At 71.1% G+C, this 16028-nt stretch carries 8 protein-coding genes and 1 pseudogene; 6 read left to right on the plus strand and 3 right to left on the minus strand.

Going from position 1 to position 16028, the window contains the following annotated elements; translation table 11 throughout:
* Positions 1-555 precede the first annotated feature (555 nt).
* Together CR470_RS40420 and CR470_RS10535 are read left to right on the plus strand one after the other, a co-directional pair.
* Positions 556-1086, plus strand: a pseudogene (locus tag CR470_RS40420) (beta-L-arabinofuranosidase domain-containing protein); the annotation flags it as partial.
* 136 nt (positions 1087-1222) lie between these two features.
* Positions 1223-3574: an AbfB domain-containing protein gene (locus CR470_RS10535; protein WP_097867315.1), complete on the plus strand. Its 2352-nt coding sequence runs from the start codon at positions 1223-1225 to the stop codon at positions 3572-3574.
* Positions 3575-3651: 77 nt separating this feature from the next.
* On the opposite strand, the gene CR470_RS10540 is transcribed toward CR470_RS10535, so the two are convergent.
* Positions 3652-5286: an alpha/beta hydrolase gene (locus CR470_RS10540; RefSeq protein ID WP_097867316.1), complete on the minus strand. Its 1635-nt coding sequence runs from the start codon at positions 5284-5286 to the stop codon at positions 3652-3654.
* A gap of 241 nt (positions 5287-5527) precedes the next feature.
* Positions 5528-8833 (minus strand): LamG-like jellyroll fold domain-containing protein, encoded by a 3306-nt coding sequence (locus tag CR470_RS10545; RefSeq protein ID WP_097867317.1) that lies wholly within the window; start codon positions 8831-8833, stop codon positions 5528-5530.
* Positions 8834-9580: 747 nt separating this feature from the next.
* Here CR470_RS10545 and CR470_RS10550 point away from each other — a divergent pair.
* The 4 genes from CR470_RS10550 to CR470_RS10565 all read left to right on the plus strand — a co-directional run bounded on the left by CR470_RS10550 (position 9581) and on the right by CR470_RS10565 (position 14310).
* On the plus strand, positions 9581-9997 hold the full coding sequence (locus CR470_RS10550) for an ATP-binding protein (RefSeq protein ID WP_097867318.1): 417 nt from the start codon (positions 9581-9583) through the stop codon (positions 9995-9997).
* A 119-nt stretch (positions 9998-10116) separates the two neighbouring features.
* A complete protein-coding gene (locus tag CR470_RS10555) occupies positions 10117-12498 on the plus strand; it encodes an FHA domain-containing protein (RefSeq protein ID WP_097867319.1) in 2382 nt (793 codons plus the stop codon).
* A 9-nt stretch (positions 12499-12507) separates the two neighbouring features.
* Positions 12508-13290: a hypothetical protein gene (locus tag CR470_RS10560; protein ID WP_097867320.1), complete on the plus strand. Its 783-nt coding sequence runs from the start codon at positions 12508-12510 to the stop codon at positions 13288-13290.
* 6 nt (positions 13291-13296) lie between these two features.
* The gene (locus CR470_RS10565) at positions 13297-14310 is read left to right on the plus strand and encodes a serine/threonine-protein kinase (RefSeq protein WP_097867321.1); all 1014 of its coding nucleotides are present in this window, start codon (positions 13297-13299) and stop codon (positions 14308-14310) included.
* 77 nt (positions 14311-14387) lie between these two features.
* Here CR470_RS10565 and CR470_RS10570 read toward each other — a convergent pair whose 3' ends face one another.
* The gene (locus tag CR470_RS10570; protein ID WP_097867322.1) at positions 14388-15674 is read right to left on the minus strand and encodes a streptophobe family protein; all 1287 of its coding nucleotides are present in this window, start codon (positions 15672-15674) and stop codon (positions 14388-14390) included.
* Positions 15675-16028 lie beyond the last annotated feature (354 nt).

A 16028-nucleotide genomic window follows, 5' to 3' on the forward strand; every position in this document is an offset into this window, starting at 1 on the left:
TACAACGTTATATATGTGGTGCGGCACGGGCGGCAAGAGTGACGTCGATGCGTTTCCAAAATGTGTCGGCAGACCGCCGGAGCTCGCCCGCGGTCGACGACCCACCCTCCGGCAAAGGCTCTGCGCGAGGTCTGGACACCCGCCCGACGCCGTGCTGTCATACCGCCGGACGCTTGATTTTCAACGTTGCAAGAACGGTTGCCGTCCGACCGCCCCGCCGCGCGACGGCGGCCTTCGGCGTGCGCCCGGCCGCCGCTGCCCCGCACCCCGGTCCGTCCGGGCCCCACCACACGCCCGGCAGCGTCCCGCTCTCACCGCTCCGCCGCACGTCAGCCGTACAGCGCACCGCCCAGCAGCCCGCCCCGCACGGCCACGGCGCCGTGCGGCACCCCCACCGAGCCGGCCGCGCGGCGCAGGCGGCGGGGCCCGAGAGCAGGAGCCGCACCGATGCCCCTGAACCGCAGGCAGCTCATCACCACCGCGGTGGCCACCGCGATCACCACCGGCGTGACGAGCCGGTGGGCGACCGCCGCGGCCCCCGACCGCCACCGGGCCATGGCCGCCCGGGGCGGCCACTACTCCCCCGGCCAGTTCCCCGGCGGCGGCTTCGCCGGCGACGAGAACGCCCGGCCCGGCCACGGTGACCCCCGCCAGGGCTTCGAGACCTGCGGCATCGTCGAGTTCATGGCCAGCCACCAGCTGCTCACCCGGATCACCGGGGACCCGCTGTGGGCGGACCGCTGCGAGGAGCCGGCGTTCAACTCGCTTCCGGCGTCGCTCGATCCGTCGGGCAGGGCGGTGCACTACATCACCTGCGCCAACCGCGTGGACCTGGACAACGCGCCCAAGCGGGACCGCCAGTTCCGAACGGCTTCGCGATGCTGGCGTATCTGCCGCGCGTCGACCAGCACCGCTGCCCGCACAACTACGGCATGGGCTGGCCGTACTTCACCGAGGAGCCATGGCTCGCCACCCCGGACGGCGGGCTCGCGGCGGCGATGTCCGTGGCTGGCGGACCGCTGGTACCGGATCGTGAACCGGCACTCCGGCAAGGTGCTCGGCGTGGACGGGATGTCCACGGCCGGCAGCGCCCATGTCGTCCAGTACGACGACCACGGAACGGCCGACCACCTGTGGCGGCTCCTCCGACAGCACTCCCTTCCCGCGCCGCTCCGGCGCGGGAAGTCCATCCCGTACGACCGTAGAGAGGGATGTTCCGCCTATGCGACCAGCACCCGCACCCCGCCATCGCACCTGGTGGCGGAGGTTAACGGCCACCACCGGCCTCCTCGCCCTGGTGGCCACCGCCCTTGTGGGGACCGGCACCTCCCCTGCCGCCGCCGCGCCCGCAGCCTGGGAACCGAAGCCGGCGCCCATGACGACGCCGTGGACGAACCAGGTCCCCGTCGACAAGCCGCTGCCGGAGTATCCGCGTCCGCAGCTGACCCGACCGGACTGGACGAACCTCAACGGCATCTGGGACTTCGCCGTCACCGGCCGTGACGCCGGGCAGCCGGCCACGTTCCCCGAGCAGATCCGGGTCCCGTTCGTCGCCGAGTCCGCGCTCTCCGGCATCCAGCGGCGCATCACCGAGAACGACAAGCTCTGGTACAAGCGGACCTTCTCCGTCCCCGCGAACTGGGACGGCCGCAGGGTCAAGCTGCACTTCGGAGCCTCCGACTGGCAGACCACGGTCTGGGTCAACGGCACCGAGGTCGGCGCGCACAAGGGCGGCTTCGACTCGTTCGCGTACGACATCACCCCGCGGCTCGACGGGGGTACGAACACCGTCGTGGTCTCCGTGTACGACCCGAGCCAGACCGGCGGCCAGGCGGTCGGCAAGCAGCGGATCAACGACGTGAAGCCGCACCCGGGGGGCGGGATCTTCTACACCGCGGCCTCCGGCATCTGGCAGACGGTCTGGCTGGAGCCCGTGGCGTCCGCGCACATCACACGGCTCGACATGACGCCGAGCCTGGGCGACAGCACCCTGCGGGTGAAGGTGCGGACGGTGGGCGCGGCGGGCCGGAGCGCCCGGATCACCGTCTCCACCGGCGGTTCGGTCGTGGGCACGGCGACCGGCGCGGTGGGCGGGGAGATCTCCGTACCCGTTCCGGACCCCCGGCTGTGGACCCCCGAGGATCCCTTCCTGTACGACGTGAGGGCGGACCTGCTCGACGGGGCGGCCGTCACCGACACCGTGGGCAGCTACACCGGCATGCGGTCGGTGGGGATCGCGAAGGTCGACGACATCCTGCGGCCGGTGCTCAACGGGAAGTTCGTGTTCCAGACCGGCACCCTGGACCAGGGGTACTGGCCGGACGGCATCTACACCGCGCCGAGCGACGAGGCGCTGAAGTACGACCTCCAGGCGCACAAGGACCTCGGCTTCAACATGGTCCGCAAGCACATCAAGGTGGAGCCGCAGCGGTGGTTCTACTGGGCGGACAAGCTGGGTCTGCTGGTGTGGCAGGACATGCCGTCGATGGACACCGGCAAGGTGCCGGACGGGCCCGCGCGCACCCAGTGGGAGGCCGAGTACCGCAGCATCATCGACCAGCACCGCAGCTCACCGTCGGTGGTGATGTGGGTCAACCAGAACGAGGGCTGGGGGCAGTACGACCAGGCCCGGATCGCCGACGAGGTCAAGGCCCAGGACCCCTCGCGCCTGGTCAACAACATGAGCGGGGTCAACTGCTGCGGCTCGGTCGACGGCGGTAACGGCGACGTGGTCGACAACCACATCTACGTCGGCCCCGGCAACACCGCGCCGAGCGCCACCCGGGCCGCCGTGCTGGGCGAGTTCGGCGGGCTCGGCTACAAGGTGCCCGGTCACGAGTGGTATCCGGGCGGCGGCTTCAGCTACGAGGACCAGCCGAGCATCGCGGCTCTCAACAACCGCTTCGTCGGGCTCCTCGACGCCATCCGCGTCGGCCAACTGCCCGCCGGGCTCTCCGCGTCGGTCTACACGGAGATCACGGACGTCGAGAACGAGGCGAACGGACTGCTGACCTACGACCGCCAGGTGGTCAAGGTCGACACCGCCCGGGTCAAGGCCGCCAACCAGGCCCTGATCCAGGCGTCCCGGAGCCCCGCTCCCCCCGTGGACCTCCCCACCGGGCAGAACAGGTCGCTGCGGGTCACCACCCCCGGGCACACGACGAAGCACCTGCGGCACTACGACGGGCTGGCCTTCACCGAGGTGGTGAACAGCGGGAGTCCGGCCGTGCTCAAGGCGGACGCCACCTGGAAGATCGTCCCCGGTCTCGCCAACGGCAACTGCTACTCCTTCGAGTCCCGGAACTATCCCGGCGAGTTCCTCCGCCACCGGGAGTTCCGGGTGCGCCGCGACACGAACGACAACTCCGCGCTGTTCAAGGCGGATGCCACCTGGTGTGCGGTCGCGGGCAGCGGTGGAGTGCGGTTCACCAGCGCCAATCTGCCAGGCAGCTATCTGCGCCACATCGACTCCGAGGTGTGGCTCGCCACCCCCGGCGGTGGGCGGGCCTTCGACAGTCCGGTCTCCTTCGCCGAGGACACCACCTGGGCGGTGGACGCGCCCTGGGCCCCGTGATCCCCGGGGGCCGATGACGATGAGCGGGTGAACGACCGGCCGGGCCGGCTGTGTGCGGAACGAGATGTGCGGCGGGGTCAGAAGCGGTCAGGGGCGCGGTCCGGGAGCGGAGACCCGGGGAGCACGTCCTCCTTCTGGTTCTGCCGTGCCTGCCCGTTCGAGCCTGCGGTCGCCTTGCAGGTCACGTCCTTCGCCGGGAGCTTGCCGGTCAGCAGATAGCGGTTGACCGCGCCGTCCGTGCACGCGTTGCCGCTGGGGTAGACGCCGTGTCCCTCGCCGCCGAGGACGGTGACCATCGTCGACCCCTTCAACTGCCGGTGCAGGGCCTGCCCACTGGGGAGGGGCGTCTGCGAGTCCCACTCGTTCTGGACGACCAGGGATGTGACCTTGTTGTTGACCTCGGTCGCCCGCTCCACGGAACGGTCCCAGAAGGCGCAGGGCTTGATGCTGGACGCGAAGTCCCCGAAGATCGGGTAGCGGCCCTTGTCCGCGATGGCGTCCCGCCGGTAACTCTCGGGGTCGCGGGACCAGGCGGCCGAGTTGTCACCGCACACCACGGCCCAGAAGCTCGCGGACACGTTGTCGGCCGGCGTCCCGACCGCCGCGCCCGCCGTTCCGCGCTCCTCGGATCCGGTGAACGCCTTGAGCTTCTCCGTCGCGACGGGCTTGCCGTCGGCCGCCTTCCTCAACTCCACGAACGCCTCGGTGGCGGACTGCGGGCTGAAGACCGCCCCCCGCATACCGCTGCGGATGTCGTCGCCGGTGACCAGCTGCCCGTCCAGCTCGATGGGCTCCTCGCCGGCCCGCGCGACCAGGTCCCAGAAGGTCCCCTCGACCTTCTTCGGCGTGTCACCGAGGCCGTACCGCTGCGAACGCGCGGCGGCCCACTCGGTCCACCGGTCGAACGCGGGCTCGGCGCCCTCCGCCCACCACTGGATCATCCCCCGCCAGGCGCGCTCCGGGTCGACCGCGCTGTCCAGCACGAACCGGTCGGCGCGCCGGGGGAAGAGCTGGGTGTAGACGGCCCCGAGGTAGGTGCCGTACGAGTAACCCACGTAGCTGATCTTCTTCTCGCCGAGGACCGCCCGGAGCAGGTCCATGTCGCGTGCGGTGTTGCGCGTGGTGATGTGCGGGAGCACGTCGCCCGCCTTCTCCTCGCACTTGTCCGCGAACGTCCGCGCCCAGGCGACGTCGTCGTCGAACGTCTCCTCCTTGTACGGCCGCAGCCAGTCCTCCTCCTCCGGCTCCAGGCCGCAGGAGACCGGGCTGCTCCGTCCCACACCGCGCGGGTCGAATCCGACGAGGTCGTACTTCCGCCGCGCGGACGCGGGCATCGACTCGGCCATCGACAGCGGCATGTACAGACCTTCGCCGCCCGGGCCGCCGGGGTTGGAGAGCAGGACACCGTGCCGCTTGCCGGGTGCGGTGGTCTTGATCCGGGATATGGCCAGGTCGATCCGCTCGCCCCCGGGGGCCCGGTAGTCCAGCGGGACCTTGATCGTGGCGCACTGGAACTCCGCGGGAGCGGCGGCCTCGCACCGCTTCCAGCGCGGCTTCTGCTTCGCGTAGCGGTCCAGCGCGCCCTTGCCGGCGTACGGGGACGCGCTCGACGGGGAGGACGCCGACGGAGAGGCGGCCGGAGCGGCGGTGGCCGTGGAGGTGACCAGCGCGGGGGAGAGCGTTGCCGTGATGCTCACCGCTAAGAGGGGCACGAGACGTCGTCTGCTGCGCACGATGTCGATCCTTCCGGTCAGATGTTCGGACAGGAAAGATCATCCAGGAAGCGGCCGTGTGTACGGATCCCCCACCGGGCTGCACCTCGCCTCCACCCTGGGGGTGACGCAACCAGCCGGGGTGGTCCGCGAGTTGGAGAAGCGGAGGACAGGATGAGGCCCGCTTCCCGTGCGCCGGGGGGTCCGGCGCGGGGGAAGCGGACCTCGGTCCTTGTCCCCGTTACGGCTGCTGACGGCCGTGGAGCGCGGACACCTCCTCGGCGGTCAGGGCCTTGTCGTACACCCCGACCTCATCGACGGAACCGTTCCAGAAGTCGCCCCGGGCGCCGTCGTACTGGGCCCGCCCGACGGAGAGCGGGCCGGTGCTCACATCGGCCGGCCCGGCCTCGGTGGTGGCGGCGGGCTTCCCGTCGACGTACAGCGTGATCGTGTCGCCCTTGCGGACCCCGACCAGGTGGTACCACTGACCGGTCTCCGGGGTGATCTCCAGGCGGGCGCGTTTGCCGCCCGGGGTGGAGAAGGCGAACGCGCCCTGCCCGTACTGGAGATAGAAGGGGTTCTCGGTCCGCCGGCCGTCCTGGCTCACGACGGTGGCGTAGTTGCCCGGCACGGCGTCCAGCGAGGCCCACGCGGAGACCGTGTAGTCCTTCGTGGTGTCCACGACCGGTCCGGCGCTCTGCCCGTACTGGCCCTCGCCGTCGAACTTCAGGGCCGAGCCCGCGACTCCCGGGGTCCAGGACGTGCCGCCCTCCAGGGCGAGATGGGCCTTGTTGGGGCCGCTGTCGCGGGCGGTGGCGCCCCTGTTCTCGTCGAGCGACCAGGAGCCACCGCCCTTCAGCTCATCGCGCTCACCGGCGTTCGCCCCGGCGGCGATCACCTGCCGGTTGATCTCCCGGACCTTCTTCGGGTCGACCTTGATCTGGCGCCGGTCGTACGTCCACAGCCCGTTCAGCTCGTTCTCCAGATCGCTGACCTGGGTGTAGACGGAGCCGGACAGCTCGGCGCCGGCGGCGGCGAGGTAGTACGTACGGGTGTTGTCGACGTACTTGGCGGTCAGGGCGTCCTTGTCCGCGACCCCGCTGTAGATGTTGGCGGGCGCACCGGGCCACATGTGCCCCGGAGTCCGGAGCGTGAAGCCGCCGTGCTCGCCGTCCATCGCGGCGCGACGGTCGTCCGGGAAGGCCGGGTCGTTGTTCACGTAGTCGTGATGGTCGATGATCTCGCCCTTGCCGGAATCACCCTTGGAGGCGCAGCAGTTGACGCCGCTGTGCGCGTTGACCACGCGGGACGGGTCGAGTGCCTTGACGTCCTCGGCGATCTTGCCGGTCTCGGTGCGGTCCCACTCGCCCCAGCCCTCGTTGAAGACGATCCAGCCGCTGATCGAGGGGTAGTTGTGGAACTGCTTCATCATCTCCTTCCCCTGCGTGAGGAAGGCGTTCTTGCCCGCGTCGTTGTCGATGTCGGCGTTGACGAAGTCCTGCCACACGAGCAGCCCGAGCCGGTCGGCGTGGTAATACCAGCGCGGCGACTCCACCTTGATGTGCTTGCGTACGGCGTTGAAGCCGAGGTCCTTCTGGGCCTTCAGGTCGAAGGTGAGGGCGGCGTCGCTGGGCTGGGTGTACAGCCCGTCGGGCCAGAAGCCCTGGTCGAGCATGGCGAGGGAGAAGAAGGGCTTCCCGTTGAGGACGAGTTTCTGGTAGCCGCCCACCTTGTCGATCTTCAGCTGGCGCATCCCGAAGTAGCTCTCGACGCTGTCCCGGGAGCGGCCGTCGGCGAGGGAGACATCGAGGTCGTACAGGTAGGGGTCGTCCGGCGACCAGAGGTGCTGGTTCCTGACCCGCAGGCTGAGCTCGCGGTTGGCCGGTCCGGTGACCGTGCCGACGACCTTGCCCTTGTGGTCGCGGGCGACGGCGGTGATCCGGGCGTCGGCGGAGGCCTCGGCGGAGTTGACGGTGACCGCGAGGCGGCCGGTGTCGATGTCCGGTGTGGTGGTCAGGGAGTCGATGGCGGCGGGGGCGACCGGCTCCATCCACACGGTCTGCCAGATGCCGGAGGTCGGGGTGTAGACGATGCCGCCGGGGTTGGTGGACTGCTTGCCCTTGGGCTGGTTCGGGCCGGTCCTGTCGGTGACCGCGACGACGATCTCCTGGGGGCCGCCGCCCCGCAGCGCGTCGGTGATGTCGGCGGTGAACCCGGTGTAGCCGCCGGTGTGTTCGGCGACCTTGGTGCCGTTGACCCAGACGGTGGACTGATAGTCCACGGCGTCGAAGTTGAGCTTCAGCCGCTTGTCCTTGCCGGACGCGCCCTTGCCTCCCTTGCCGCCCTTGCCGACCGACCAGTTCTTCGGCACGGTGACGAGTTTGCGGTAGAACATGTGGTCCTCGTCGCGCTCCAGGCCGGAGAGCTGCGATTCGACCGGGAACGGCACGATGATCTTCTCGTCGAGCTTCTTGCCGAAGACCGGCTGCTCGCCCTCGGCGGCCCCGGCGAACTCCCAGGGGCCGTTGAGGTTCTTCCACTGGTCGCGGACCTGTTGCGGCCGTGGGTACTCGGGCAGCGGGTGGTTCGTGTCCAGCTTGTCGCCCCAGGTGGTGGTGAGGCGGTGCGTGGAGAGGTTCTTGGCGGTGCGGCCGATCTCCGGGACGGTTTCGGAGCCCGACTTCAGACCGCCCCGGCCGTCGTAGACGACCTTGACGCGCTGGTCCTTCTGGACCGGCGCGGCGAGATCGATGACCAGCGCCCTCGGGTCGTCCGAGGCCCGGTTCACCGACTTCACCGGCATCGGGGAGGTGTCGACCTCGATCTTGAGGTGCTCCTTCACCTTCCGGTAGTCCGAGACGGGGTCCTTGAAGGTGGCCTGGAGGCGCTTGCCGTTCTCCGCGACGCTCAGGGCGACGGGGTAGACCTCGAAGTCGGCGGGCGGGGTGAACGCCGACTCGGGCACGATCTGCTTCTCCAGGGTGTCGCTCCCCCAGCGCAGGAACATGCTGGCGCCGCCGACGTCCTGGAACATCTCCAGCTTGAAGTCGTGCTTCTCACCGGCCTTCAGGGCGATCGGAGCGCTGTGCTGCTCCTTGTCCCAGTCCGGCTCCCAGTGATCGATGACAACGTTGTCGTCCAGGAAGAGCCGGAAGCCGTTGTCGCCGATGGCGGAGAAGGTGTACTCCCCGGTCTCGGGGGCTTCCAGCTGTCCCGTCCAACGGGCCGTCGTGTGCTCGGTCTTGCCGGTGGCCGACTCGAACGTCCCGGTGAGACCGGGAAAGTCGATCTCGGGGTCGAGGGAGGTGGCGCCGAGTTCGGCGAAGTCACGGGCGCCCGGGGCGGACATGCTGAAGTACTCGCCCTTCAGCCCATGGACATCGGTGACCGGGTCGTCGGCCGTGAAGGCCTTCGCGGCGGCTTCGGCCGGCGCGGCGGGTGCGGCGGCCGCCGTCGGGACCAGGGTGGCACCGACCGGTATGAGCAGCGCCGCAGCGCAGGTCAGGGCCCTGAACAGGGCACGGGGGCGCGGGTGTTGTCGTCTCAAGGCGTCATCCTCGTCGAAGAGCCGGGGGTGCCTCGAACCAACGAGGCACTACACATAGTCGAACATTGAGCCACAACACCAAACACTGCACAACGGTCGTGCACGCAGAATTTTCAACGATAGAAAATCTGGCCCGTGCCCCTGGGCGACCGCCTCCGGCCGGCCGGGGTGGCCGACGTGCGGACAAAGGTGGCCAACGGGCCGACAAGGGTGGCCAACGGGCGGACAGCGGCCGAGATCGGAAACGAGACCGCGCCGGACCGCGAGGCCGATGCGGTGGTGACCGATTTCGTGCGGGTCCGGTCCGGTGGAGGACCGATCGGCCAGTCCGCTCCCTGGGTGACCTGGGAAGTCGAGGGCCTCCGCTACACATCCCGGCTGCGCGGCGCACCGAAAGGGGGCACGCTGCGCGGGGGCGACACCCTTCGGGTTGCGCACCGGGCCGACGAGCCCGGCCGACCCTGTCCCCGGCACTACGCCGAGAAGAGCCCTCCCGGTGTCGCGACCGGATCCTGCCGGTCGGCCTGTACGTGTTCTTCGGCGCGGTCCCTCTCGTCTTCGCCTGGCTGCTGATCTCGTTCGCCCGGAAGAGCAAGGAGCCCCGCCCCGCATGATGACGACGGAATGCCACGGGCATCAGGGGCGGTACGTGAGCGGTGACGTTTCCCTGGCAGCCGACTTCCATGAAATGCCGTTTCGGGGGTACCCGAACTCCAGCCAGAACGCTCACGCGACGGGGTGGAAACCATGAACGACCGCATTCTGATGACGTTTTCACCGGACGGTGAGACCCGTACCGACTTCGTCTGCCGGCCGGAGAAGGCCGCCGACGCGCGGGACGCGGTCAGTACCTTCGTGGCACGGCTGCACCCCGCACCGACCTCGCACACGGTGCAGAACCTCCTGATCCTCGTGAGTGAACTGGTCACCAACGCCTTCCTGCACGCGGGGGCCGTCACCGCGCTGTGGCTGACCGCGGACCGCAAGGGCGTCCACGTCCGGGTCACCGACCCGAGCCCGGCGCACCCGCAGGACCGGACGCCCGATCTGACCGGCCTGACCGGCGGATTCGGCTGGCCGATGGTCCAGCGGCTGGCCCAGGAGGTACGGGTCCGCGAGACGGCGGGCGGCGGGAAGGTCATCCTCGCCACCGTGCCGCGCTGAGCCCTGCGGCCTCCGGTACCCCGCCCGCCCCGGCGCCCGCCGTCCAGCGTTGCCCCCGGGGCGCCGGGGGCAACGCTGGACGGCGGGCGCCGATCGTCACGTATCGGTAGAATTCAGGCATGGGAGAGCGGCCCGCGACGCCGACTGCGCCCGAACTCGTTCTGGAGACCGATCTGGGCTCCACGGTGATGAGTCCGAGCCGGGACTACCATGTCGGGCGCGACCCCGAGAGCGATGTGGTCATCGACGACATCCGGGTCTCCTGGCACCACGCGATCCTGCACCCCGAGGCCGGTCACTGGACGATCGAGGACGAGGACAGCACCAACGGCACGTACACCGGCGGCCGGCGCATCCGTGCCACGGACGTCGGTGCGGGCAGCGAGATCCGCTTCGGCAGTCCGAGCGACGGACCGCGCGCCGTCCTCCTGGGCCGTGAACCTCCCGCGCCCGCCGCCGCTCCCTCCCTCCCCTCCCCCACCGACCGACCGTCGGCCGTGTCGATGCCCGCGGCGACCGGCACGTTCCGGCAGCCGACAACGGTGCGGCCGCTGCCCGCGAAGACCGTACGGATAGGCCGCGGCGCCGACAACGACCTCGTCATCGACGACCTGGTGGTCTCCCGCCACCACGCCGAACTGCGGGCCCTGGCCGACGGCACCTACGAGATCGTCGACCTCGGCAGCCACAACGGGACCTTCCTCAACGGTCAGCCGGTCACCCGCGGACCCGTCGGCCCCGGTGACATCGTCGGCATCGGCCACTCGGCGTTCTGCCTGGTCGGCGACGCCCTCCAGGAGTTCGTGGACACCGGTGAGGTCTCGCTCGACGTCCAGGATCTGGAGGTGACAGTCGGCCGGGCGGGCCGGGGCGGCAAGACCCTGCTGGACCGGGTTTCCTTCCCCGTCGGCGAGAAGTGCCTGCTCGGCGTGGTGGGTCCCAGCGGCGCGGGAAAGTCCACCCTGCTCAACGCGCTCACCGGCCAGCGCCCGGCCGACAGAGGCACGGTGCTCTACGACGGCCGTGACCTCTACCGGGACTTCGCCGAGCTGCGCCAGCGCATCGGCCTCGTCCCGCAGGACGACATCCTGCATGCGCAGCTGACCGTGCGTAAGGCCCTCGGTTACGCCGCCGAGCTGCGCTTCCCGCAGGACACCGCGAAGGCCGAGCGGCAGGCGCGGGTCGCCGAGGTGATCCGGGAACTCGGCCTCGAACAGCGCGCCGACCAGCCGATCCACTCGCTCTCGGGCGGCCAGCGCAAGCGGGTGAGCGTGGCCCTGGAGCTGCTGACGAAGCCTTCGCTGCTCTTCCTGGACGAGCCGACCTCGGGGCTCGACCCCGGTATGGACCGCTCGGTCATGCACATGCTGCGTGGGTTGGCCGACGACGGCCGTACCGTCATCGTCGTCACGCACAGCGTGCTGAGTCTGGAGGTCTGCGACCGGTTGCTCGTCCTCGCGCCCGGTGGGCGCATCGCCTACTACGGTCCCCCGGAGGACGCCCTCGCCTTCTTCGGTTTCGAGGAGTGGCCGGAGGCGTTCGAGGCGTTCGAGAACGACCGCGACCGCGACTGGGCGGCCACGTACGCCGCCTCGCCCTTCCACCGGCAGTACATCGTCAATGCCACGGCGCAGCCGCAGCTGCCGCCCGCCGCGCCCGGAGCGCTGGTCGCGCCGCCGCCGAAGACCCGTAACTGGGGTGCGCAACTGCACACGCTGGTGCGCCGGTACGCCTCCGCGCTGGGCGCGGACCGGACGTTCCTGGTCATCATGATCGCGCTGCCCTTCGTCATGGGAGCCATGGCCCGCGCGCTGGCCGGCAGCCGGCTCACCCAGGAGACGGCGATGAACGCCCTGCTGATCCTGTGCGTGGGCGGCGTGCTGACCGGAGCGGCCAACGCGGTACGGGAGTTGGTCAAGGAGCGGGTGATCTACCAGCGGGAGAGGGCCGTCGGGCTGTCCAGATCCGCGTATCTGATGTCGAAGATCGTGGTGCTCGGGACCATCACCGTCCTCCAGGCCGTGGTGCTGACCCTGGTGGGACTGGTGGGCGTCGATCTCAACGCGCCGGGCGGCGAAGGGGTGTTCCTGCCACCACTGGTGGAGATCACGCTGGCCGTGGCGCTGTTGTCCTTCACCGCGATGATGCTCGGCCTCCTGGTCTCCGCGCTGGTGCGCAAGGAGGAGGTGACGATGCCGTTGCTGGTCCTCCTCGCCATCGTCCAGGTGGTCTTCTGCGGCGCCCTGCTCAAGTTGCACGGGGTGCCCGGAGTGGAGCAGCTGTCGTGGCTGGTGCCGTCGCGGTGGGCGCTCGGGGCGATGGCCGGAACGATCGATCTGGCGCGGATCGTGCCGGGCGAGCTGACCTCCGATCCGCTCTTCGGACACTCGGCGGGGGTCTGGCTGCTCAACATGGGCATGATGGTCGTTCTCTCGCTCGTCTTCGGATACGTGGTCGCGAAACTGCTGAGGCGGCACGAGCCCGCGGTCATGCGGAAGTGAGGCGGTTCCATGGCGACCCCGGCATTCCGCCCCACGCACGTCGTCCCGCCGGACGGGCTCCCGGCCTGGGAGTCTCCTGACGTCGCCCGGCCCACGGACCCGCTGGACGCCCTCCTGCCGGTGCAGTTGCGGGACCGGCGCGGGGACTGGGCGTACGTCGCCTGCTCCAACGGCTGGTCGGCCTGGGTCGACGGGCGGCTCCTCGTCTCCGTACCGCAGACCCCGCCGGCCGCCGGGCAGCCGCTCGCGCGCACCGCGGATCCGCGACCGCTGCTGGCGAGGGCGGAGGAGTCGCTGACCCAGTACCGCCGCGCGGCCCAGGACCTGGCCGAGGGCCGCAGCGACGGGGAGGGCTTCCGGCGGCGGACGCGGGGGCTGCGGGTGGGGATGGTGGTGGACGGGGAGTCGGTGTGGCTGTACGACGCCGAGCACGAGCGGTGGGTCTTCTGCGACGGGACGCGGCTGAGTACGTACGCGGCTCAGGCCGGGCCGGGAGCGGCGGACCCGGCGTCAGGGGAGGCGGAGGCTCCAACTCCGGCCCCGGCCCCGGCTCCCACGCGGATCGTGGCCGGTGAGGAACCGGAGCCCACCCGTGTGGTCGCGCCGGACGGCCCCGAGCCGACCCGCGTGGTCACGCCCGACGAAGCCGAACCGACCCGCGTGGTCCGCCCGGACGGGCCCGGGCCCACCCGAGTGGTCGGCCCGGACGAACCAGAGCCCACCCGGGCGATCACCGTCACCGGGCCCGACGAACCGCCCGGCGGCGGGGCGTCGGGGGATGCGGGGCGGTGAGGGCCGATGGCGCCGCCGCCTCCGTCGCACGACGCCGGGCTGCCCACCGGGCGCGAGGACGATCTCGTCGGCAAGCGGATCGCGAGCTACCTGGTGGAGGCCGAGATCGGCCGCGGTGGCATGGCGGTCGTCTACCGCGCCAAGGACCTGCGACTGGACCGGATCGTCGCGCTGAAACTGCTCGCCCCCGAGCTGGCCCGCAACGACACCTTCCGGCAGCGGTTCACGCACGAGTCACGCGTGGCGGCCGCGATCGACCACCCCCACATCGTGCCGGTGTTCGAGGCGGGTGAGACGGAGGGGCTGCTCTACATCGCCATGCGCTTCGTCGCGGGCGCCGATCTGCGTGTCCTGATCGACCGGCGAGGACCACTGGACCTGACGGCCGCGGTCCGGATCGCCGCACAGGTCGCCTCCGCGCTCGACGCGGCCCACGACCACGACCTGGTGCACCGGGACGTGAAGCCCGGCAACATCCTGGTGGCGGCGGGCACCGACAGCGACCATCCCGAGCACGTTTACCTCACGGACTTCGGGCTGACGAAGAAGTCGCTGTCGCTGACCGGGTTCACCACGGTCGGCCAGTTCGTCGGCACCCTCGACTACGTGGCACCGGAGCAGATCTCCGGGCGGCCCGTGGACGGGCGGTGCGACGTGTACAGCCTCGCCTGCGTCGTCCAGGAGACCCTGACCGGTGCGCCGCCCTTCCAGCGGGACGACGACATGGCGCTGCTGTGGGCCCACCAGTACGACCCGCCCGCCCCGCCCAGCGCGCTGCGACCCGGACTTCCCGACGCCGTCGACGGCGTACTGGCGAAGGCGCTCGCCAAGTCCCCGGAGGACCGTTACGAGACCTGCCTGCGGTTCGTGGCCGCACTGCGGGCCGCGGCGGCGGGCCTCCGGCCCGGCGAGCACGCGCCGACCCGGGTGGACGCGCCGGCCGGTTCCTGGTCGGCCGCCCCCCAACCGCCGCCCGCGCCGCCGCGCTGGGCCGCCCCGGTGTTCCCGGACACCGGCTGAGCGCGGGAGCGACGGCCGGTCAGGAGCGTTGGTTCAGCTGCGTTCACTGGGAACGCCGCAGGTCCAGCGGCGTTCGTTCAGGAGCCCGGCCCCGCGTCAGGGGCCTCGCCGCGCCGGTGCACCCGGGAGGCCGCGAGGCCCCCGAGGAAGCCGGTGACCAGGCCCCACAGCACCGCGAGCCCGAGCGCGGTCCACAGCTTCGGGCGCAGCGACACCTCCCCGCCGAGTCCGCCGCCCAGGTCCCCGAGGCCCAGGAGGGACAGTCCGTAGTGGGCGGAGATCCGGGCGGTGAGGCAGATGAACAGCACGGTCAGGGCGAGCGCCACCGCCATGTGCACCGCGTGCTGCCACAGCCGCGTCCGGGCGGGCGAACGCGCCGCCATGAGGAAGGCCGCGGCGAGCACCAGTACGGCGACGGCGACCACGAGCCAGCGGACGCGCCCGTCCTGTTCGGCGAGGGTGCCCAGGTTCAGGGTGGAGAGGTCGGGGGTGCGCAGGACGGAGTCGAGCACCTGGGGCATGGGCAGCCCGAAGGGGCCGTCCACCTTGCCCTCCCAGGACGCGCCGAGGCCGAGGGTGAGCGCGAGCCAGACCAGGTTGGGCAGTCCGAGGAGGAGCACCGCGGCGGTCTCGGCGGGGTGCCCCCGCGTGATCATCACGACGATTCCGGCGACGACGCCGAGCGCGACACACGCGAGGAGCAGCGCCACCATGGCGTACGCCGCCGGGCGCACCGCTTCCTGGAAGCGCAGCAGCCGGGCCGGGAGCGGGGCCCCGCGCGAGACGAGCAGGGCCAGCACGAGGACACCGGCCAGCCACAGCAGCCCGAGGACCAGGGTGAGCGGGATCTCCGCCCGGAATCCGACCTTCGGAGCGTTGCCGAGGAGATCCCCGGCCCCGCTGTCGGTGAGGTCGTCGACCGAGAGGGTGAAGGTGTGCCGGGCGATCAGCGAGAGCACGATCAGCGCGATGATCCACAGGGCGGCGACGCGGCCCGCCCAGCCGGCCAGTTCGCGGCCTCCGGCGACGGCCCGGTGGTGGAGCGGGCGGAGGAATCCCCGGGCGACCAGGAGTGCGCCCACCAGGGTCACCGAGAGCGGCAGGACCGAGAGGTCGGCCTGCGTCCCCACGAGGGAACCGGCGTCCCCGGAGAGCCCGACGGAGCCGCCCGCCGCCATCACCACCACTGCGGCGACGACGGCCGGGAAGGCGCCGCCGGGCAGCCCGGCGGCGCCGGCGGCCCACAGGCCCAGGGCCGCCGCCACCACCATGGCCAGCACGCCGGTGAGAACCGCCAGCAGCGCCTCACGCCAGCCGTGGGGGGAGCGTGCGCTGTTCTCGTCGTTACTCGCCCGGACGTTCACGCCCCCACGCTAAGCAGGGACCGAACGCTCCGCTCCCCGGAGAACCGGTTCCTCCCTCCGCTTGCGGGGAGCACCGGGGCAGGACAGACAATGAGGCGAAATGCCCTGGATTGTCGACTGATATGTCCGGTACGGAAACGAGACCGGGCAGGGACGTCCGGGGCGGGTACCGACGTCGGGGAGCAGAGCCCGTGAGTGTCCAACCGCCGCCATCCGGCCGCCCCACAGGACCACCGTCCGGCCCGCTCTCTGGCCCCGCGGATACCGGTCCCACACCGCCCCCTCCCACCGTGTCGGGCCCGCCACCCGGCCCGCCCAGCGGCGGCGACCACGGCGGACCGCACGGTTCAGGAG

This window comes from Streptomyces sp. rh34, from assembly GCF_002551245.1.
Taxonomy (GTDB): Bacteria; Actinomycetota; Actinomycetes; order Streptomycetales; family Streptomycetaceae; genus Streptomyces.